The following is a 19,843-nucleotide window of genomic DNA, read 5'->3' on the forward strand; positions in this document are numbered from 1 at the left end:
ACATGATACCCTTCCGCTATCATTTGATTTCACTTGCTGCCATATTTGTCGCACTTGGGGTAGGTATCTTGTTAGGAGGGACGGCAGGCCATTCATGGATTTCGCAAGGAACAAAAGAGATTCTTTCCAAAATGGAAGCAAAGTACGATCACGCTCTCAAAAGCAACCATGAACTAAGGCATCAAATGAATCGATTGCTCAAGGAAGTTGCGCGCAGCAACGAAGAGGTTGTCCAACTCATGAGCATACGCTATGTGGATGAACTTGCGGGAAGTAAGGTCTACGTTTGGCAGGAGGATGGTCACGTTGCTGAACGGATTAAGCAACTGATGCATTCAGTAGGCATGGAAGTGGTTTCTTATGGCGAGGGAAACAGTTGGGAAGATGGGGTGCTTTTGGTTGTCGCCAGGCAAGCGCCACTTTGGCTACGGGAAAAACAGGCGAATTCCTGGATTCAGGTTGTAGAAATGCCAGACTCTCCTGCAAAACAATGGTCACTTTTGGAGCAAGTGCAAAATAGATTGGCAGAGAGGAAGGGCTCGCGTGAAAAAAGTTAGTGTTGTCATCCCAGCGTTCAACGAACAGGCTTCCATCGGTGATACACTCCGTGCCATCCGTGAACGCTTTTTTTGTGATGAATTGATCGTCGTCGATGATGGCAGTAAAGATGAGACGGCAAACATCGCAAGCAAGTGGGCGGATATGGTGATTCGTGCGCCGCGCAATCAAGGGAAAGGTGCTGCTGTTCAACTGGGCTGGCAGTGCGCCAGTGGGGATGTGGTCATGCTTCTCGACGGTGATTTGCGAGACAGCGCAGCAGAAGCCGCCCATTTGCTTGCGCCGGTTCTACAAGATGTCTGTGATATGGCCGTAGCTGTTCTTCCGCCTCCACAAGTGAAAGCAGGTCTCGGATTAGCAAAGGGCTTGGCCCATCATGGCATCCGGATGTTGACAGGCTTTGAAGCAAGAGCTCCTTTATCGGGACAAAGGGCAATTCGTCGCGAGCTTCTTAACCGATTGGGGAATCAGGATAAAGGATTTGGCATAGAGGTGGGGCTCACTGTCGATGCTTTGCGGGCAGGGTATCGTGTAGCAGAGGTCCCTGTCTTTTTTTCACATCGAGAAACGAAAAACGATTGGGCAGGCTTCCGTCATCGCGGGAAAGAGTTTGTCGCTATTAGCCGAACGCTATGCTGGAAATGGTGGGAGGGGCAGGAGTGGAAACGAAAATCATAGTGTTCATGCTGCTCTTCGCGATCGTAATTCCGCTAGTGCTTAACCGCCCGTTGCATAAAATCGCTACACAAAAGCTCCATGCACTGGGGATGAATCGATTCAATTACGGTGGAGACCTCGTCCTGACAGCGGGAGGGCTCATCCTCGTATGTTCGAGCGCTATAACAGGGATTGTGCTCATGGGACTACTTTTGCTCAGAGGGGCTAAAAGCGAACTTCTCCTGCACGGTTTTTTATTTCTAACGGGTATGCTCACAATGGCATTATGGGGATGGCGTGATGATCGCGCATCAGATCGAGATGCAAAAGGTTTTCGTGGACATTTCGGAGTGTTATGGCGAGAGCGGCGAATAACCAGTGGCATGTGGAAGCTGATTGGTGGGACAAGCACGGCTTTTTGTCTTTCCTTATCACTTTCGAAAACATTGTGGGCAGGAATTGTTTCCTTTAGTTTACTTGCACTCTCCCCTAATATCATTAACTTGTTTGATTTGCGGCCTGGACGGGCGATCAAAGTGTTTTGGTGCCTAACAGCACTGGCAGGAGCTTTTGGCCTATGGACAAGAGGAGCCAGTGTGACGATGGCAAATTGGATTTTTTTGATCCCTGTTTTTATTGCAAGTATGCTCATATTTCCCCATGACGCTGGCGGCAAAATCATGCTCGGAGATACAGGGTCGAATGCATTGGGATTTGCAGTAGGCTTTACCTTTGTCATCGGGACACCCATTAATGTACAGGCGAGCATGCTTATTCTTTTCTTGTGTCTTCAGATAGCGGCAGAATTTTGCTCGTTTTCCCGTGTCATCGAACAGGTCGATTGGCTCCGTCGACTCGATCAATGGGGGAGGGCTACAGAAGCAGAAAATAAAAAAAACCAGACTGGCTCGTCCGGTTTGGTCTAGTCCTCGTCATCAGGTTCAGGAACCATGAAACGGGGCTGTACGCGATTTTTTTTGCGCTCGTGATGGAGAATAAATCCGGCAATAAACCATACAGGGATGGCGAAAGCCAGTATACCTAAAATGAGTTTTCCCCATAAAAAGCTGACATCGGGAGAAGCAGAGTGGAAGAATGCGTCACGGATTAATTTGATTCCATACATGGCGATTGCTGCCGGGATTACCATAATTAAGAGTGCAATGATCTTCTGAAAAACCAAGGGTGGTTCACACCTTTCTCTAGCGCTGAACTTCCTCGACAGTTACAGCATGGTCTTTTCATCATATCGGATGCGGACTGCCTTGTCCACCGTACCTATAGCACACGAACGAGCGCACGTTAGGGAAGAACGCCTGTCCATCAACGGTTTGTTGGAGTACAATGGTAACGAGTAAGATCGTAAAGAGGTTGTTCAAAAAGTGAGGGGTCTCTCGCATGCACAAGCTGCTCATCGTTGGTGCGGGACGTGGTGGAACAGCACTCCTGCGGATGCTAAACCAGATGGACCGATTACAAGTCGTTGCCGTCGTCGATCAACGACCGGACGCTCCAGGCATACTGCTGGCCAGATCATTGGGGATTCCCGTCGATCAAGATTATCGGCCTTATTTGGATGAGGATCTGGATGTTATTTTAGAAGCTACAGGGGACTTGGGGGAGTATGAGCATCTCAGGCAATTAAAGAACGATAAGACGGTGCTCATCCCAGGAACGTTTACGAGAATCGTCATGAAATTGATACGGGAACGCGACAAGCTGATTGCGGTCTTGATGCAAAATCAGCGGGAGCGGGAAACGATGCTGGACTCCACGCATGACGCGATCATCGGGGTCAATCGCCAAGGAATTATTACGTTGTTCAACAAAGCTGCAGAGCGATTGATGGGCATCGAGGCGAGTGAAGTGCTGGATACAAAAGTTGCGGAGCGTATACCGAACACCCGGTTACATATTGTATTAAAGACAGGCTCTCCCGAATTGAATCAGGAGCAAGTCTTGCCGAATCAGACGCGAATTATTACAAACCGCGTACCCGTTCGCAATGATCGAGGAGAAGTTGTCGGAGCTGTTGCCATTTTCCGTGATATTACAGAAATCATGGCTTTGGCAGAAGAAGTGACGAACTTGAAAGAGTTGCAGAGCATGCTGCAAGCAATCATTCAATCTTCGGATGAAGCGATATCTGTCGTTGACCAATACGGAAATGGACTTCTGATCAACCCGGCCTACACGAGGCTAACGGGCTATTCGCAAGATGATATCATCGGCAAGCCAGCGACGGTAGACATTTCTGAAGGCGATAGCATGCATATGCAAGTGCTGAAAACGAAGAAGGCAGTGAGGGGCGTCCCCATGAAATTGGGACCAAAACGCAAGGACGTCATGGTCAATGTTGCACCTGTTGTGGTCGATGGGGAGCTGAAAGGCAGCGTTGGCGTCATTCACGACGTCTCCGAATTCAAGCGCCTAACAGAAGAGCTGGAGAAAGCTCGTCGTATCATCCGCAATCTGGAGGCAAAATATAGCTTTGCAGACATAATCGGCTATAGTGAGCCGATGCAACAAGCGATCGAGCAAGCCAAAAAAGCGGCGTTAACACCTGCAACTGTCCTTCTTCGTGGTGAATCGGGAACAGGGAAAGAACTATTTGCCCACGCCATACATAATGCAAGTGAACGAAAATACAACCAATTCATCCGCGTCAATTGTGCAGCGATCTCAGAGAGTCTCTTGGAGAGTGAGCTTTTCGGTTATGAGGAAGGCGCGTTTACAGGTGCGCGTCGAGGCGGAAAGCGGGGGCTGTTTGAGGAAGCGAGCGGTGGAACGATCTTTTTGGACGAGATCGGCGAGCTATCCATGAGTATGCAGGTCATGCTTTTGCGCGTCCTGCAGGAGCGAGAGGTAGTGCGAGTCGGCGGAACGAAGCCAATCAACATCGATGTTCGCGTCATTGCGGCTACCCATGTGAATCTGGAGGCGGCTATCGGAGCGGGACGTTTCCGTGAAGACTTGTATTATCGTCTCCACGTCGTACCGATTCATATTCCTCCACTCAGACAGCGCTTGGAAGATATTAAGCCCATTGCTTTGTATCTGCTACGAAAAGCCAATCTGGAGTACGGAAGAAATGTAGAAGAGCTGCATGAAGAAACATTGCAGATGCTTCTGTCCTATCACTGGCAAGGCAATGTACGAGAGCTAGAGAATGTACTGGGCAGGGCGATGATTCATATGCGGATCAACGAGCGAATCATTATGCCGGAGCATTTGCCCCCTCTGGAAAGAAGAATCGTTTCGACCAAAAAGGAAGAGACCCAGCGAGAGGGCACCACTGGTACCACATTAAAAGAAGCAGTGGAAAAAGCAGAACGCCAGCACATTTTGCGGGAACTAGCAGCAGCCAAAGGCAATCGTACCCTTGCGGCCAAACGCCTCGGAATCGCGATTCGCAGTTTGTACTACAAGATGGAAAAATTGGGCATCATGGATGTGCAGGAAGAGTAATGGACTAACTACGCAAAATATTGCATGCAAATCTTTGCGTGTATATGCAAAAAAATGCAGACTTGACGTCGGGATGATCATTCCACGTTCTTGTAAATAAAGCGCTTTCATAAGTTTGATTTTATTGGCATGACTTTTGCATATACTTCTTGACGGGAAATTCTCCAAATGGAGCCCACTGTTACGCCTGCTTACCTAAGCGGAAAACGAAAGATACTAGGGAGGTTTCTTCAGTGAACATCTTTGATTACATGCAAAAGTACGATTACGAGCAATTGGTATTTTGCCAAGACGAAAATTCCGGGTTGAAAGCAATCATTTGCATTCATGATACGACATTAGGACCAGCACTCGGCGGTACGCGCATGTGGCCTTATAAAACAGAAGAAGAAGCGATTGTGGACGTACTGCGCCTCGGTCGAGGCATGACTTACAAAAACGCAGCAGCTGGACTGAATATCGGTGGCGGTAAAGCCGTTATCATTGGTGATCCGCGCGAGCATAAGAGCGAAGAGCTGTTCCGGGCTTTCGGACGCTTTATCCAAGGGCTGAATGGTCGTTACATTACTGCTGAGGATGTAGGAACTACGGTAGCAGATATGGACATGATTCACTTGGAAACGGATTTCGTAACAGGTGTTTCTCCAGCATTCGGTTCCAGTGGCAATCCATCCCCAGTAACAGCTTACGGTGTCTACCGTGGAATGAAAGCCGCTGCCAAATTGGCTTACGGTTCTGATTCTCTCTCCGGTCGTGTGGTAGCCGTACAAGGTGTAGGAAACGTAGCGTACAATCTGTGCCGCCACCTGCATGAAGAAGGCGCGCATTTGATCGTAACGGACATCAATCAAGAGAACGTAGATCGTGCAGTGAACGATTTCGGTGCCAAAGCCGTAGGCGTTAACGAGATCTTTGGCGTAGAGTGCGATATCTTCTCTCCTTGCGCCTTGGGAGCGATCATCAACGATGACACCATTCCACTCTTCAAAGCAAAAGTGATTGCAGGAGCAGCTAACAACCAGCTGAAAGAAGAAAGACACGGCGACCAAATTCACGAAAAAGGTCTGATCTACGCACCTGACTACGTGATCAATGCTGGTGGTGTAATCAATGTGGCAGACGAGCTGCAAGGCTACAACCGCGAGCGTGCACTGAAAAAAGTAGAAACGATCTATGACAGCATCCTGAAAATTTACGAAATCGCTGAACGTGATGGCGTGCCTTCCTACAAAGCTGCTGACCGCATGGCGGAAGAACGCATTGCAAGTCTTGCAAGATCACGTAATACTTTCCTGCAAAACGGCAAGACTGTTTACAAGCGCTAATCTCGTTTCTTCTATAAAGTTCATACTCCTGACCGCTCTTCTAGGAAGGGCGGTCAGGAATACATAAACGGTTTTCTTTGAATATTCATATTCTCGTAAATACACAAGTTAGCTTTCCGAATGAAAGGAGAGATCGTGGTGTCTCAAGAGTTTGATCTAGTCGTCCTCGGGGGAGGTACCGGCGGTTATGTAGCGGCAATCCGCGCTTCCCAATTTGGAATGAAGGTAGCAATCGTGGAAAAAGAAAAGCTCGGTGGTACTTGCTTGCACCGTGGTTGCATCCCATCCAAAGCGTTATTGCGCAGTGCAGAAGTATTCTCCACCCTGAAGGAAGCTGACAAATACGGAGTCTCGGCTGGTACTGTAGGCTATGACTTCACGAAAATACAAGAGCGTAAGCAAGGCATCATCGACCAACTTCACAAAGGGATTCAGTACTTGATGAAAAAAGGCAGCATTACTGTCTTTGAGGGCATTGGAAGAGTGATGGGGCCTTCCATTTTTTCTCCGCAGGCAGGTGCTGTGCGCATTGAAAAGGAAAACGGGGATCAAGAAATGATCGTTCCACGGTTCCTTTTGCTTGCAACAGGTTCTCGTCCACGCACACTTCCCGGTTTGGTCATCGACGGCTCTTATGTGGTAACAAGCGATGAAGCGTTGCAGTGGGAGCAATTGCCTGCTTCTGTTGTCATCGTTGGTGGCGGTGTCATCGGGATTGAGTGGGCTTCCATGCTCAATGATTTCGGTGTGGAAGTAACTGTTGTGGAGTACGCCGACCGTATTTTGCCGTTTGAGGATGAAGAAGTGAGCAAGGAATTGGCTCGTCTGTTGAAAAAGCGGAAAGTCAACATCGTGACGGGAGCAAAGGTGCTGCCTGAATCGTTGGAAAAAGGGGAAGGCAAAGTCTCTATTCAGGCGGAAATCAAGGATGGAGTCCAAACCTTCGAAGCCGAAAAGGTACTCGTATCAGTAGGACGCCAAGCAAATGTAGAAAACATTGGTTTGGAAGCAACAGAAATCAAAGTCGAGCGTGGCGTAGTCGTGGTTAATGAATTTTTCCAGACCGCAGAGTCTCATATTTATGCGATTGGTGATGTCATTGGCGGTCTGCAATTGGCACATGTTGCTTCGCATGAAGGAATACTCGCCGTGGAGCATATGGCTGGACAAAACCCGCACCCGATGGATTACACCAAGGTTCCGAAATGTACGTATAGCCGACCAGAAGTCGCAAATGTCGGACTCACTGAAAAAGAAGCAAAAGAACAAGGCTATGATGTGAAAATCGGCAAGTTCAGCTTTAAACCGCTGGGTAAAGCACTGATCCACGGTGAGAATGACGGCTTTGTGAAGTTGGTCGTTGATGCCAAGACCAATGATTTGTTAGGGGTTCACATGATCGGTACACATGTGACAGATATGATTTCCGAAGCGGGCTTGGCCCGTGTACTAGATGCGACTCCGTGGGAGATCGGTCAGACGATTCACCCGCATCCATCCTTATCAGAAGCAATCATGGAGGCAGCACAGGCTGTCGACGGAAAAGCGATACACAATTAGCAAGGAGGGAATGTAACGATGACAACCAAGCGGCATGAGCAAGTGGGATTAACCGATGCGCAAGTCCTTGACATGTATTATTACATGCTATTGGCCAGAAAAATTGACGAGCGCCAATGGCTGTTGAATCGTGCGGGCAAAGTACCGTTCGTGATTTCCTGCCAGGGTCAGGAAGCAGCTCAGGTAGGGGCAGCTTTTGCGATGGAAAAAGACAGGGATTTCTTATGCCCTTACTATCGCGATCTTGGTTTGGTGCTGGTCTTTGGCCAAACAGCCCGTGATTGCATGCTGTCCGCTTTTGCGAAGGCAGAAGATCCGAATAGCGGTGGAAGACAGATGCCAGGTCACTTCGGTGGCAAGAAGTACAATATCTTGTCGGGCTCAAGCCCTGTGACTACCCAAGTGCCACACGCTGTCGGTATGGCTTTAGCAGGTAGAATGAAGCAAAAAGACTTTGTTGTGTATGCATCGTTCGGAGAAGGCTCCAGCAACCAGGGGGACTTTCACGAAGGTGCGAACTTCGCGGGTGTCCACAAGCTCCCAGTTATCTTTTTCTGCGAAAACAACAAATACGCGATCTCTGTACCACTGAATAAGCAGTTGGCTTGTGAAAGTGTAGCAGACCGCGCGATCGGTTACGGCTTCCCAGGAGTCAGTGTGGACGGAAACGATCCGATTGAAGTATACCGTGTCATGAAAGAAGCGGTTGAACGTGGGCGAAGTGGTCAAGGGCCAACACTGATCGAAGCTGTTATGTATCGCCTTGTTCCGCACTCGAGTGACGATGACGATCGTGTGTATCGTACGAGAGAAGAAGTGGAAGAAGCGAAGAAAAAGGACCCGTTGATTGTATTCGCTGCCTATTTGAGAGAGATCGGACTCTTGGACGAGCATAAGGAAGCGGATATGCTTGCCCGCGTACAGCTGGAAGTGGATGAGGCCACTGAATACGCAGAAAACGCGCCATATCCAACACCAGAATCGACAATGACATACGTATACGGGGAATAAGGGGGGATCTATTATGGCAGTCATTTCTTTTATTGATGCAATTACAATGGCGATGCGTGAAGAAATGCGTCGCGATTCCAATGTGTTTATCCTCGGTGAAGACGTTGGCGTACGCGGTGGGGTTTTCCGTGCGACAAACGGATTGATTGAAGAGTTTGGCGAAGAGCGCGTGATTGATACGCCACTGGCTGAATCGGCTATTGTCGGTGTAGGGATTGGGGCGGCAGCTTACGGTATGCGTCCAATCGCGGAGATCCAGTTTGCGGACTTCATTATGCCAGCTGTGAACCAAATTGTCAGTGAGGCGGCGAAAATGCGCTATCGTTCAAATAACGACTGGCATTGCCCAATCACGATTCGTGCCCCATTCGGTGGCGGGGTTCACGGTGCATTGTACCATTCGCAATCAGTGGAAGCGATGTTCACGAATACCCCTGGTTTGAAAGTAGTGGCACCTTCGACACCTTATGACGCCAAAGGTCTTCTGAAAGCAGCCATTCGCGATGAAGATCCGGTGCTCTTTTTCGAGCACAAGCGCTGCTATCGTTTGATTAAGGGCGAAGTGCCTGAAGACGACTATGTGCTACCGATTGGTAAAGCGGACGTCAAGCGAGAGGGTACAGACATCACAGTCATCTCCTACGGTTTGTCTCTGCACTTTTGCCTGCAAGCTGCGGAAAAGCTCGCACAAGAAGGGATCAGCGCGCATGTTCTCGATTTGCGCACGCTGTATCCATTGGACAAAGAAGCGATTGCAGAAGCGGCTTCGAAGACAGGCAAAGTATTGATCGTACACGAGGACAACAAAGAAGGTGGCGTTGGCGGCGAGGTAGCTGCCATTGTAGCGGAGCATTGCCTGTTCGATTTGGATGCCCCGATTAAACGTCTTTGTGGTCCAGATGTACCGGCTATGCCATACAGCCCGCCAATGGAAAAATACTTTATGCTGAACCCGGAAAAAGTATTGGAAGCAATGCGCGAGCTGGCCAACTTTTAAGGCGAGGAGGACCATGGATCATGGCAACGAAAGTACTTATGCCCCAGCTCGGAGAGAGCGTGACCGAGGGCACCATCAGCAAATGGTTGGTCAATGTAGGCGACACAGTCAAGAAATACGACTCACTGGCTGAAGTGACGACGGATAAAGTAAACGCAGAGGTTCCTTCTACTGTTTCAGGACGCGTCACTGAGATTGTCGTGCCAGAAGGCGAGACAGTCGCTGTCGGCACATTGATCCTATATATAGAAGAAAGTGGAGCGGAAGGTGCTGCTGCAACGCCTGTTGGCACGACAGAAACAACAGCTCCACAAGCACCTGCAACTGAGCAACCAAAGGTAGCTACGCCGGTTGTATCCATTCAGCAAGCGCCAATCGCTGATGGACCAAAGCAACGTTATTCACCCGCTGTTGTCATGCTTTCACAGCAACATGGCATTGATTTGTCCCGAGTTGCAGGGACAGGCGCAGGCGGTCGTATTACGCGCAAGGATGTCCAAGCGATTATTGACGCGGGCGGACAAAAGCCAGCTGAGACAGTGAAAGAAACGGTTGCGCAGGCTCCCGTGGCAGCTGTCGCACCATCTACTGTCGTTTCAACACCTGCACCGCAAGCACCACCTACGACTTCTGCTGCTTCAGTAGATATTCCAGTTGCAAGTGGTGACCAGATTGTACCTGTAACGTCCATTCGTCGTACGATTGCAAATCGGATGGTACAGAGCAAGCATGAAGCTCCACATGCTTGGACGATGGTCGAAGTAGACGTGACCAATCTGGTTAACTTCCGCAATCAGGCAAAAGGCGAATTTGCGAAAAAAGAAGGGCTCAACCTCACTTTCCTGCCGTTCTTTATCAAAGCGGTCGTGGAAGCGTTGAAAGAGTACCCGATGATCAATTCCACATGGGCACATGACAAAATCATCGTGAAAAAGGACATCAACATCTCTATCGCAGTAGCCACTGAAGATGCTCTCTATGTTCCTGTCATCAAGCATGCTGACCAAAAATCGATTCTGGGTATCGCAAAGGCAGTCGACGATCTGGCAGCACGCACCCGTGCAGGGAAATTGACGATGGATGATATGACGGGCGGAACCTTTACGGTTAACAACACAGGCTCCTTTGGCTCTGTTTTATCGCAGCCGATTATCAATGCTCCACAAGCTGCGATTCTGAGTGTCGAGTCGATTGTGAAACGCCCTGTCGTGATTAACGACATGATCGCAGTGCGTTCAATGGTCAATCTGTGCATGTCCTTAGATCATCGCGTGCTGGACGGTCTGATTTGTGGGCGATTCCTGCAAAGTGTTAAGCAAAAGCTTGAGAATGTAGGACCGGATACCAAGCTGTACTAAGGTGTCATCGAAACCAGGTCAAGTAATGACCTGGTTTTTTGATGAAAGAATCGCAAAAAAAATTTTCCAAATCGATCGTTACGTATGTAACTTTTTTGGAGACTTCCTCGTCTTACCAATTGGAGCCAGTAAGTCTCATAAATGATATAGAAGAGATTCCCACCAGATAGCATTTGTGGTAGACTGGTAGCGTCCTGCTAGAGAGATTTTCCAGATTAACGGTAAATATGGGAGGAAAAACATGAAGAAAAGTAAAAAAGCACTACCAATAGTGCTGGCATCAGCGCTGGCCGCTACACCTTTTGTTGCAGTACCGCAAGCATATGCTGTCGAAAAATTGGATGTATCAGCTGACAATGATGGTGCCGGTAAAGAAAGTGACTATGATATTAAATTCACGCTAGAAGAAGACCTGTCGAGCGGAGATACCATCACGGTTGAGTTCGACGATGATTTCGATGTGGATGATAAAATCAGCAAGAAAGATATTTCCGGTATCGATGTCAAAAAAGTTGAAGTGGATGACAATGAAGTAATTATCACGGTAGATGAGGATTTTGAATCCGGAGATAAAATTTCTTTTACCATTAAAAAAGGGATCACCAATCCTGATGATAAGGGTACATATGATGTAAGCGTAGAAACCGAAAATGAGAGCTCTGACACCGACGAAGTGGAGATCAAAAAAAGCAGCTCCAGCAGCAGTAGCAGTAGCAAGTCCAAAAACGATTACAGCGTAACGTTGAGCAGCAAAGCAGCAGGCGAAAAAGTAAGCCTCAAACTCGGCAAAATTTCTCTGAAGGGTAGTGATGAGCTGGAGACGAACTCCACCATTACCGTCACTTTCCCGGAGAAAGGCATGCTGCCTTCGAGCATTGATGAAGACGATGTAAAAGTAAATGGTACTAAAGCGAAATCCGTAAGTATTAGCGGTAGCTCGGTAGATATCAAGATTCCGAGTGGAGCAGACTCAGATGATTACATTACGCTGGAATTTGACAAATCTGCTGGTATTGAGAATCCTAGCTCCGGCGACAAATATGTTATTAAAGTGAAATACGATGGTACCACATATGAGTCAGATCAATTCGAAATTACGAAAAACGGCTCCAGCAATAGCAGCGCTTCCGACAGCTTTACGGTTAATCTGTCTGATCCAGCTGCAGGAGCTCGCACTAGCTACACGTTTGATGCTGACTTCGGCAGCAAAGAATTGAAAGAAGATGGAGAATTGATTCTTGAGTTCCCATCCTCTGATATGGTACCGGGCATTGTGACAGCATCAGACTTCTTGCTCAATGGGAAATCAGCGAGGAAAGCAACTGCAATGGGGAACAGAATTGCTTTGGTTGCACCAACCGGCTTCAAAGCGACTAGCAAAGTGAAGGTTGAAGTTACTTACGGAGCGTGGGTTTCGAATCCTAAATCGGCTGGCAGCTATACGTTGAAGGCTACTGTTTCCGGAAGAACCCTGGAATCCAAATCCTTCAGCATCGGTGGCTCTTCGGTGAACCCGACGCCAACCAACCCGACAACTCCAGTACCTGTTCCAAATACATCTACCAATAACAGCACGGCAACAATCGCATTGACGCAAAATGCACTTGGCAAGCAGACCGGTGTGAACGTGGCAATCAAAGGATTGGGTGTTGGTCTGCAAAAGCAACGCGATTTCATCGAGGTCGTATTCCCGGTAGGCTACAAGGTACCGGCTTATATCGCGCCAGCTAACATTTCTGTGAATGGTGTAGGTGCGAATTTTGTTGCGGTTCGTGGACAAAACGTTCTGATTTATCCGTCTCAGGATATTCCAGCGGCAACAAACGCTAATATCGTGATCAATCCAGCGGCGAACATCGTAAACCCTGCTGTGAAAAACACATATAGCATCAGCGTATTTACTTCCGAAGAAAGAGGTTTGCTGTTCGCGCGTGCTGTTGGTGTAGGTATGCCTTCCCCGGCTCAACCAAAGCCTGTAACGCCAACACCACAACAGCCGCAACAACCATCGACGGTTATTCCTACTAACTCGGCATCCTTTAAAGTAAATACGGCAAACTTCACCCTGCATGGCAAAACGTATCCGCTCTCTGTAGCTCCTTACCTTGCAGATGGAAATACGACTATGGTTCCAGCCCAATTCTTTAAAGAAGCGCTGGCACTGACTACGCAATGGAACAATACAAGTGTTGCTGTTATCAGTGGAACCAAAGTAGTGAAATTTACAGTTGGATCGAAAACTGCAAAAGTAGGCAATACGGATATCCAACTGCCAGCACCTGTTGTCCTCAAAAACGGCATGCCAATGATTCCAATCCGTACCGTTACGGATAATCTTGGTTACAAAGTCGGCTGGGATGCGAAAACTTCCAGCGTATATGTACACAAATAAAAACTAGCTGGGACAAACGAAAACCCCTTTCCACTTTTCGGTCGGAAAGGGGTTTTTTCTTCGTTTATGCATCACTCGTTTATTGAAAGTAAAAAAACGTGGGAACAATGAGTGAGAGAATTACAATGCCGATCAGGATTTTTGCAAAGAGCGATTGGTGTCTCATTCTAATCGAACCTCCTTTCAAGGTCGAGGAAATTATCAGGTGATTCTGTAAGTGGCTGTGCTAGAATGAAGAAAAGGATATCATTGGCTTTCTTTTTTTCGCCCATGCTGAAATTGTACCGAAATGTAGCCAATGAGACAACCACTTACAAAAGGATGATGATTCGTGAGCGCACCGAACAAAATTGCCCATATCGGCATTGCGGTAAAAAGCTTGGAAAAGACGCTTCCCTTTTATACCGAGCAATTGGGATTGGAGCTGGTTGGAACCGAGATCGTAGAGAGCGAACAAGTGTATGTGGCATTTTTAAAGATCGGGGAAAGTCATATTGAATTACTAGAACCATTGAGTGATGAGAGTCCGATTGCGAAATTTATGGAAAAACGAGGGGAAGGCATTCATCACATTGCTTTTGATGTAGATGACGTTGCGGGCCGTTTAGCCACATTAAAAGAGCAAGGTGTACCTCTTATTCACGAGGTTCCTAAAGCAGGTGCGCACGAAGCGTTAATTGGCTTTTTGCATCCAAAGGCAGCGAATGGCGTTTTGTATGAGCTGTGCCAATATCCGAAAGAATCATAGGCGTTTACGTAGTAGAAAAAATTTTTTTGCGGTATACTGGAACTTGTGAATAAGTACCAAAATCGGGCAGTACGATCAGGAGGTAACGAGTGTGAGTACGATCAACCAAGAGCGTTTGTTAAATGAATTTTTAGAGCTCGTCCAGATTGACAGTGAGACGAAGAACGAAGCAGAGATCAACAAGGTTCTCAAAGAAAAACTGATTGCGATGGGCTTTACCGTAGAAGAGGATGACGCAGCAGCCAAAACGGGGCATGGTGCCAACAATCTGATCGCAACCTTGGAGGGAACTGGAAAAGGTCCTGTTATCCTGTTTAGCAGTCATATGGATACGGTTGTACCAGGAAACGGAATCAAGCCACAAATTCGCGATGGTTATATTTATTCCGATGGAACGACGATCCTCGGTGCGGATGACAAAGCAGGAATCGCCGCGATCTTTGAAGGTATTCGCAGCATGAAAGAGCAAAACTTGCCGCATCCTACGATCCAAGTCGTACTGACTGTGGGAGAAGAGTCTGGACTAGTTGGCTCTCGCGCAATGGATTCCAGCCTGCTGAAAGCGGAAATGGGCTTCATCCTTGATTCAGAAGGCCCGGTTGGGAAAATTACAGTAGCTGGTGCTGGACAATACCGCATCGTAACCAAAATCCACGGTAAAGCAGCACATGCAGGTGTGAATCCGGAGGATGGCATCAGTGCTATATCGGTCGCTAGCAAAGCAATTTCTCGTATGCCACTGGGACGCATCGATGCGGACACAACTGCAAACATCGGTCGTTTTGAAGGTGGAAAAGCGTACAATATCGTAACGGATTATGTGGAAATTTGGTCGGAAGCACGCAGCTTGGTTATGGACAAGCTGGAAGCTCAAGTGAAGAAAATGACAACAGCATTTGAAGAAGTGGCAGCCGAGATGGGTGCGACTTGCGAAAATGACGTTATTTTTATGTACCACGGCTACAAATTCAACGAAGAAACGCCTGTTGTGCAAAAAGCGATTGCGGCAGTTAAACGTGTTGACCGCAATCCTGAGCTGGTTGCAAGCGGCGGCGGTAGCGACGGTAACGTATTTAACGGCTACAACGTGCCAAGCGTAAACTTTGCTATCGGCTATGAAGAAATCCATACGAAAAACGAGCGCATGCCAATCGCTGAACTGAACAAAGCGGCTGAATTGGTGCTCGCTGTTATTGCAGAAGTACAAGAATAACCAAAAGAAGGTCGGAATCTCCTTGCGAGGGGTTCCGGCCTTTTCGTTTGTTTGCATTCTCGTTTGCATGTTTGAGACAACCACTGTTCATCATAGACTGAATAGAAAGCTCCGGGACGAGGCAGGAATGAAAGGAGGAAGCTGCGTGCTCCGTTTGGCGGTGGGGACGGTCCAAAAAGTGCTGGAAAAGCAAACAGGGATGCAGATGCTCGAAGTCAGGACAGAATCAGTTGCTGGACCCAAAATGGAGAGAGTGTTGTCTTTTTTGCAGGAGGATTATAAAAGTGGAGATGTACTTTTGATCAATACAACTGCTGTTCGTCTTCAATTGGGGACAGGTGGGTATCACTTTGTTGTAGGAAAAGTTGCCCAACCAGAGGAAACCGATGTCCTTCCGAATGAGTGGGGGCATGTCATGAAAATGCGCTATTCGCCGTGGCAGCTGGCGGTTGATTCGGTAGAAGAACAGGCCAGTCCGTATCACTCTTTGTTTGTGCAAGAAGACTTATCCTTGGAAGGTACCCCTGTTTTGATCGGAGAGCTGCATAGTTTTCTGCCTGTTGCTGTCCTTTCCTTGCATAAATACAAACCAAATGCTCGTATCGTATATGTCATGCCAGACGGCGCATCCTTGCCGATTGCCTTGAGCCAGCACGTCCATCAATTAAAAGCAAACGGGAGCTTGGCTGCGACAGTGACGACAGGACATGCGTGGGGCGGAGATCGCGAGTCGTTGACGATTCATAGTGGCTTGTTGGCAGCACGCCATGTAGAGCATGCCGATATTATTGTTTGTATGCTGGGACCTGGGGTAGCAGGTACGGGTACCCCTTATGGCTTCTCGGGAATTCAGTTGGCTGAGGTCATTCATGCCGTATCCACTCTAGGTGGAACGCCCTTTTTTATTCCTAGAATCAGCTTTGGCGATCCACGTACCAGGCATTACGGTGTTAGCCATCATACAGTCTCGATATTAAACAGATTTGCTCTCTGCCCTGTACTTGTTGCGATCCCGATTTTCGGGGATGAAAGAGATGATGTCCTTTCACGGCAAATGAAAGCGATAGAAGTTGCGGGGAAGCATATTTTCATAAAGGGAAAAGTCCCAGACCTGTCAGAACTGGCATCACTGGAAAAGGGGTATGGCTTGTCCTTTTCTACGATGGGGCGAAATTGGCAAGAAGACCCTGCTCCTTTTCAGACGGCATGGATGGCTGCCGATTTTGTAGGAAACAGTCTGGGCTACATCGTCCGAACAGTTAACGACGCCCAGCATTCGCCCGCTTCATCAAGTACTCTTGAAGCGTTAGGTCTTTATTTGACCAGGAACGAAGTGTAGCCTTGATCTCCCAAGCTTTCCCGACCATACGCAATTGCTTTTCACTAACATATGTTTTCATTCATGATCTCCTCCGATACAATAGGGTGGACAAGCTCTATGCTCCCAACTTATGGAGGGAATCGACGATTTAGAACGACTTCATGTAAAAAAGGATGATGACGACAGTGAGTAAATATGATCATTTATATGAAAAAACCATTTCCAGTCAACCGATTTATGACGGAAGAATTATTAAGGTCAAGGTGGATGAGGTGCTTCTGCCCAATGGCAACACAGCCAAGCGAGAAATCGTGAATCATCAAGGGGCGGTTGCCGTATTGCCGATAACAGATGATAACAAGATGGTTGTGGTTCGTCAGTTCCGCAAAGCATTGGAGCGTAGCATCGTGGAAATCCCAGCAGGAAAGCTAGAGCCGGGGGAAGAGCCACTTGCATGTGCGATGCGGGAGCTGGAAGAAGAGACCGGTTACGTAGCGAGTCAGTACACACCGCTCAGCTCTTTCTACACATCGCCAGGCTTCGCGGATCAAATTTTACACGTTTTTGTTGCCACTGGTTTGAAAAAAGGAGAAAGCAAGCCGGACGAGGATGAGTTCGTCGATGTGCTGGAAGTGACACTGGAAGAAGCGCATGCCCTGCATCAAAGTGGAGAAATTCGAGATGCCAAGACGGTAGTGGCATTGTTTGCGTGGGAAAATAAAATGCTTCGTGAACGTGGCTAGTACCATGCTGCGTTCCTTTTTTTGCGACATGCATATTCATATCGGAGGGACGTGGACGGGGAAACCTGTGAAAATAACGGCTTCCCGCCAAATGACGCTCACCAAAATTTTGGAGGAAGCCTCGGATAAAAAAGGGATGGATGTCATAGGGATCATCGATGCGCATTCACCGGAGGTTCAGGATGAGCTGATAGATCTCTTGGAGAAGGGATTAGCGACTGAACATGAGGATGGAGGAATTTCCTACAAAGATACTTTGCTGATAGTGGGGTGCGAAGTTGAAATCAAAGAGCCAGGACGTGGTGCAGCTCATTTTCTTGTTTATTTGCCGAAGTTACGAGATATGAGGCAATTTACCGCCTGGCTGTCTGAACGCTGCAAAAATGTGCATTTGAGTTCTCAGCGTATCTATACATCGCTTATGGAATTACAAGCCTGTGTCCAGCAATTGCAAGGCCTCTTGATCCCGGCACATATTTTTACGCCGCATAAAGGCTTGTATGGGAGCTGTACGGATTCGATGGTAGAAGTCCTTGAACCTTCGCTCATCTATGCGGTTGAGCTGGGATTGAGTGCGAATACCAACATGGCAGACCGCATATCCGAGCTTCATGACAAAACCTTTCTCACAAATTCAGACGCCCATTCACTAGCGAAAATTGGCAGAGAATATCAAGCGATGTATATGCAAGAGCGTTCCTTCGCAGAGTGGTCGAAAGTAATCAAGCGCATCGGTGGCAGAGGTGTTCATATGAACTACGGTTTGCACCCCGAGCTTGGCAAATATCATCAGACGGCGTGCCAAGGGTGCCAGTCTTTACTATCGGCTGATGCTTCAGGCAAATGTCCGGAATGCGGTTACCAACGAATTGTGCGAGGGGTTGCAGCGCGCATTGATCAGCTGGCGGATGTAGAAACAGGCAAGCATCCGGCGTTCCGTCCTCCTTATATCGAGCAAATCCCGCTGGAATTCATTCCAGGAATCGGTCCGAAATTGTTGGACAAGCTGTATCGGTCGTTTGGTACACAGATGAATGTATTGCATCGCGTGAACGAAGAAGAGCTCACCCATGTTGTCGGAGAGAAAATCGCTTCGCTTATCGTGCAAGCGAGAGAAGGAAAGCTGTCTGTCCAAAAAGGGGGCGCCGGTACATACGGAAAGATCGTCCCAATGTAGGGTGTCATAGGGGAGAACTCGTCCGCATAAGCTGTACAGTAATCAGCGAAGCGGGAGGCGACGAAGTGTGCGTTCACGAGTCGGACAAACTATCCAATCCTATGCGAGAGAACATCAGTCACTCTACTGGTTCACGATCGTCCTGTTTACGATGGGCATTATTTTCGGAGCCGTCCTCGTCAATTCATTGCCACTATCACAGAAGCAGGAGCTGTACGGTTTTCTGCAATATTTTTTTAACAGTCTTGGCAGTGATGGAATCCCTGAGACCAGTGCCCATTTTCAGCAGGCGTTTGGTCATTATGCCAAGACCATCGCGATCATGTGGGTCCTAGGGTTGTCCATCATTGGGTTGCCCATGATTTTGTTGATGCTCTTCTTAAAAGGGGTCGTGGTTGGTTTCACCGTCGGTTTTTTGGTGAGTCAACTTCAATGGCAAGGCGTAACATTTGCCATGGTGGGTGTTCTCCCGCAAAATTTATTAGTCGTCCCTGCCCTTTTTATTGTAGGTGTTAGCGGAATTTCATTTTCCCTTCGACTCATCCGGACGAGAGTGCTTAGCAAAAGAGATGTCATCATGCCTCATTTTATGGGCTATACCGTCCTTGTTCTTAGCATGCTGGCGGTATTGACGATAGCAGCCTTGTTTGAAACCTTCATTTCACCCAGGCTGATGCAGCTTGTACTTAATTAAGAATAATTCTCAGGTAATAACTTATGCATTTGACTTATTCGATGCCCCTCTACTATAATAGGAACAGGTTTCATGCGAGCGGGGAGGGGCATTAATGTTGGAAGAAAAATTAGAGAAAATTAAGCAGCAGTTGCATTCACAAAACTACAAGCTGACACCACAGCGTGAAGCCACTGTTCGCGTGTTGTTGGAGAATGAAGAAGATCATTTGAGCGCGGAAGATGTTTACTTGTTGGTGAAGGATAAAGCCCCGGAAATCGGGCTTGCTACCGTATACAGGACATTAGAGTTGTTGAGCGAACTGAAGATCCTTCATAAAATGAATTTTGGCGATGGCGTGGCTCGTTACGATCTTCGTGATGATAATGCTGCCTATCACCATCATCACCTCATTTGCCTCAATTGTGGTACGGTGGATGAAATTTTTGAAGATCTGCTTGTCACAGCAGAAGAAAAAGTCAAGAATGTTTACAACTTTTATATTACCGACCACCGATTGACCTTTTACGGAATCTGCAATCGTTGTGTAGATAAAGTGAATGTGGAGGACTTCAAATAAAGTCGACTTCTCTGGGAACGGAGAAGTTTTTCTTTTTTCCTTGGGAGCTTTTGTAATGGCAG

The 19,843-nt window shown here is 47.8% G+C and carries 18 protein-coding genes and 1 pseudogene; 17 read left to right on the forward strand and 2 right to left on the reverse strand.

Features of this window, described 5'->3' with window-relative positions; all coding sequences use genetic code 11:
* The first annotated feature begins 2 nt into the window (after positions 1–2).
* The 3 genes from ACFYU8_RS01015 to ACFYU8_RS01025 are packed head-to-tail and all read left to right on the forward strand — an operon-like array spanning position 3 to position 2,141.
* Positions 3–557 (forward strand): copper transporter, encoded by a 555-nt coding sequence (locus tag ACFYU8_RS01015; protein ID WP_390296644.1) that lies wholly within the window; start codon positions 3–5, stop codon positions 555–557.
* Entirely contained in the window at positions 544–1,236 is a 693-nt protein-coding gene (locus ACFYU8_RS01020) for a glycosyltransferase family 2 protein (protein WP_390296642.1), read from the forward strand. The genes ACFYU8_RS01015 and ACFYU8_RS01020 overlap by 14 nt, the downstream gene beginning before the upstream one ends.
* Complete coding sequence (locus ACFYU8_RS01025; protein WP_390296640.1) at positions 1,218–2,141, forward strand: UDP-N-acetylmuramyl pentapeptide phosphotransferase; 924 nt, start codon at positions 1,218–1,220, stop codon at positions 2,139–2,141. The genes ACFYU8_RS01020 and ACFYU8_RS01025 overlap by 19 nt, the downstream gene beginning before the upstream one ends.
* Here ACFYU8_RS01025 and ACFYU8_RS01030 read toward each other — a convergent pair.
* Positions 2,138–2,398, reverse strand: coding sequence for a DUF2627 domain-containing protein (locus ACFYU8_RS01030; RefSeq protein WP_390296638.1), 261 nt, complete (start codon positions 2,396–2,398; stop codon positions 2,138–2,140). The two genes, ACFYU8_RS01025 and ACFYU8_RS01030, sit on opposite strands and share 4 nt — an antisense overlap.
* A gap of 215 nt (positions 2,399–2,613) precedes the next feature.
* On the opposite strand from ACFYU8_RS01030, the gene ACFYU8_RS01035 reads away from it, so the two are divergent.
* From ACFYU8_RS01035 to ACFYU8_RS01080, 10 genes are all read left to right on the forward strand, one after another.
* Positions 2,614–4,683 (forward strand): sigma 54-interacting transcriptional regulator, encoded by a 2,070-nt coding sequence (locus tag ACFYU8_RS01035; protein WP_390296636.1) that lies wholly within the window; start codon positions 2,614–2,616, stop codon positions 4,681–4,683.
* A gap of 233 nt (positions 4,684–4,916) precedes the next feature.
* Positions 4,917–6,008, forward strand: coding sequence for a Glu/Leu/Phe/Val dehydrogenase dimerization domain-containing protein (locus ACFYU8_RS01040; protein WP_390296634.1), 1,092 nt, complete (start codon positions 4,917–4,919; stop codon positions 6,006–6,008).
* A gap of 138 nt (positions 6,009–6,146) precedes the next feature.
* Positions 6,147–7,568: a dihydrolipoyl dehydrogenase gene (gene lpdA / locus ACFYU8_RS01045; protein ID WP_390296632.1), complete on the forward strand. Its 1,422-nt coding sequence runs from the start codon at positions 6,147–6,149 to the stop codon at positions 7,566–7,568.
* 18 nt (positions 7,569–7,586) lie between these two features.
* Positions 7,587–8,579, forward strand: a complete 993-nt coding sequence (locus tag ACFYU8_RS01050; protein WP_390296630.1) for a thiamine pyrophosphate-dependent dehydrogenase E1 component subunit alpha — start codon at positions 7,587–7,589, stop codon at positions 8,577–8,579.
* A gap of 13 nt (positions 8,580–8,592) precedes the next feature.
* Positions 8,593–9,576, forward strand: a complete 984-nt coding sequence (locus tag ACFYU8_RS01055; RefSeq protein WP_390296628.1) for an alpha-ketoacid dehydrogenase subunit beta — start codon at positions 8,593–8,595, stop codon at positions 9,574–9,576.
* A 20-nt stretch (positions 9,577–9,596) separates the two neighbouring features.
* Positions 9,597–10,934, forward strand: coding sequence for a dihydrolipoamide acetyltransferase family protein (locus tag ACFYU8_RS01060; protein WP_390296626.1), 1,338 nt, complete (start codon positions 9,597–9,599; stop codon positions 10,932–10,934).
* A 241-nt stretch (positions 10,935–11,175) separates the two neighbouring features.
* Complete coding sequence (locus ACFYU8_RS01065; protein WP_390296624.1) at positions 11,176–13,326, forward strand: copper amine oxidase N-terminal domain-containing protein; 2,151 nt, start codon at positions 11,176–11,178, stop codon at positions 13,324–13,326.
* 331 nt (positions 13,327–13,657) lie between these two features.
* On the forward strand, positions 13,658–14,074 hold the full coding sequence (gene mce, locus ACFYU8_RS01070) for a methylmalonyl-CoA epimerase (RefSeq protein WP_390296622.1): 417 nt from the start codon (positions 13,658–13,660) through the stop codon (positions 14,072–14,074).
* A gap of 91 nt (positions 14,075–14,165) precedes the next feature.
* On the forward strand, positions 14,166–15,287 hold the full coding sequence (locus ACFYU8_RS01075) for a M20/M25/M40 family metallo-hydrolase (RefSeq protein ID WP_173620182.1): 1,122 nt from the start codon (positions 14,166–14,168) through the stop codon (positions 15,285–15,287).
* Positions 15,288–15,432: 145 nt separating this feature from the next.
* Entirely contained in the window at positions 15,433–16,626 is a 1,194-nt protein-coding gene (locus ACFYU8_RS01080) for a DUF3866 family protein (RefSeq protein WP_390296620.1), read from the forward strand.
* 7 nt (positions 16,627–16,633) lie between these two features.
* On the opposite strand, the pseudogene mciZ reads toward ACFYU8_RS01080, so the two are convergent.
* A pseudogene (mciZ, locus tag ACFYU8_RS01085) lies at positions 16,634–16,687 on the reverse strand (Z-ring formation inhibitor MciZ); the annotation flags it as partial.
* A gap of 106 nt (positions 16,688–16,793) precedes the next feature.
* Between mciZ and ACFYU8_RS01090 the strand changes: the two are divergent.
* The 4 genes from ACFYU8_RS01090 (at position 16,794) to fur (ending at position 19,781) form a co-directional block, all read left to right on the forward strand.
* Positions 16,794–17,351: an NUDIX domain-containing protein gene (locus ACFYU8_RS01090; protein ID WP_390296618.1), complete on the forward strand. Its 558-nt coding sequence runs from the start codon at positions 16,794–16,796 to the stop codon at positions 17,349–17,351.
* 4 nt (positions 17,352–17,355) lie between these two features.
* Positions 17,356–18,528: an endonuclease Q family protein gene (locus tag ACFYU8_RS01095; RefSeq protein WP_390296616.1), complete on the forward strand. Its 1,173-nt coding sequence runs from the start codon at positions 17,356–17,358 to the stop codon at positions 18,526–18,528.
* 67 nt (positions 18,529–18,595) lie between these two features.
* A complete protein-coding gene (spoIIM, locus tag ACFYU8_RS01100) occupies positions 18,596–19,222 on the forward strand; it encodes a stage II sporulation protein M (RefSeq protein WP_016739960.1) in 627 nt (208 codons plus the stop codon).
* A gap of 94 nt (positions 19,223–19,316) precedes the next feature.
* Entirely contained in the window at positions 19,317–19,781 is a 465-nt protein-coding gene (fur, locus tag ACFYU8_RS01105; RefSeq protein WP_007720739.1) for a ferric iron uptake transcriptional regulator, read from the forward strand.
* Positions 19,782–19,843 lie beyond the last annotated feature (62 nt).

It is taken from the genome of Brevibacillus sp. NPDC003359, from assembly GCF_042878995.1.
Lineage (GTDB): Bacteria > Bacillota > Bacilli > Brevibacillales > Brevibacillaceae > Brevibacillus.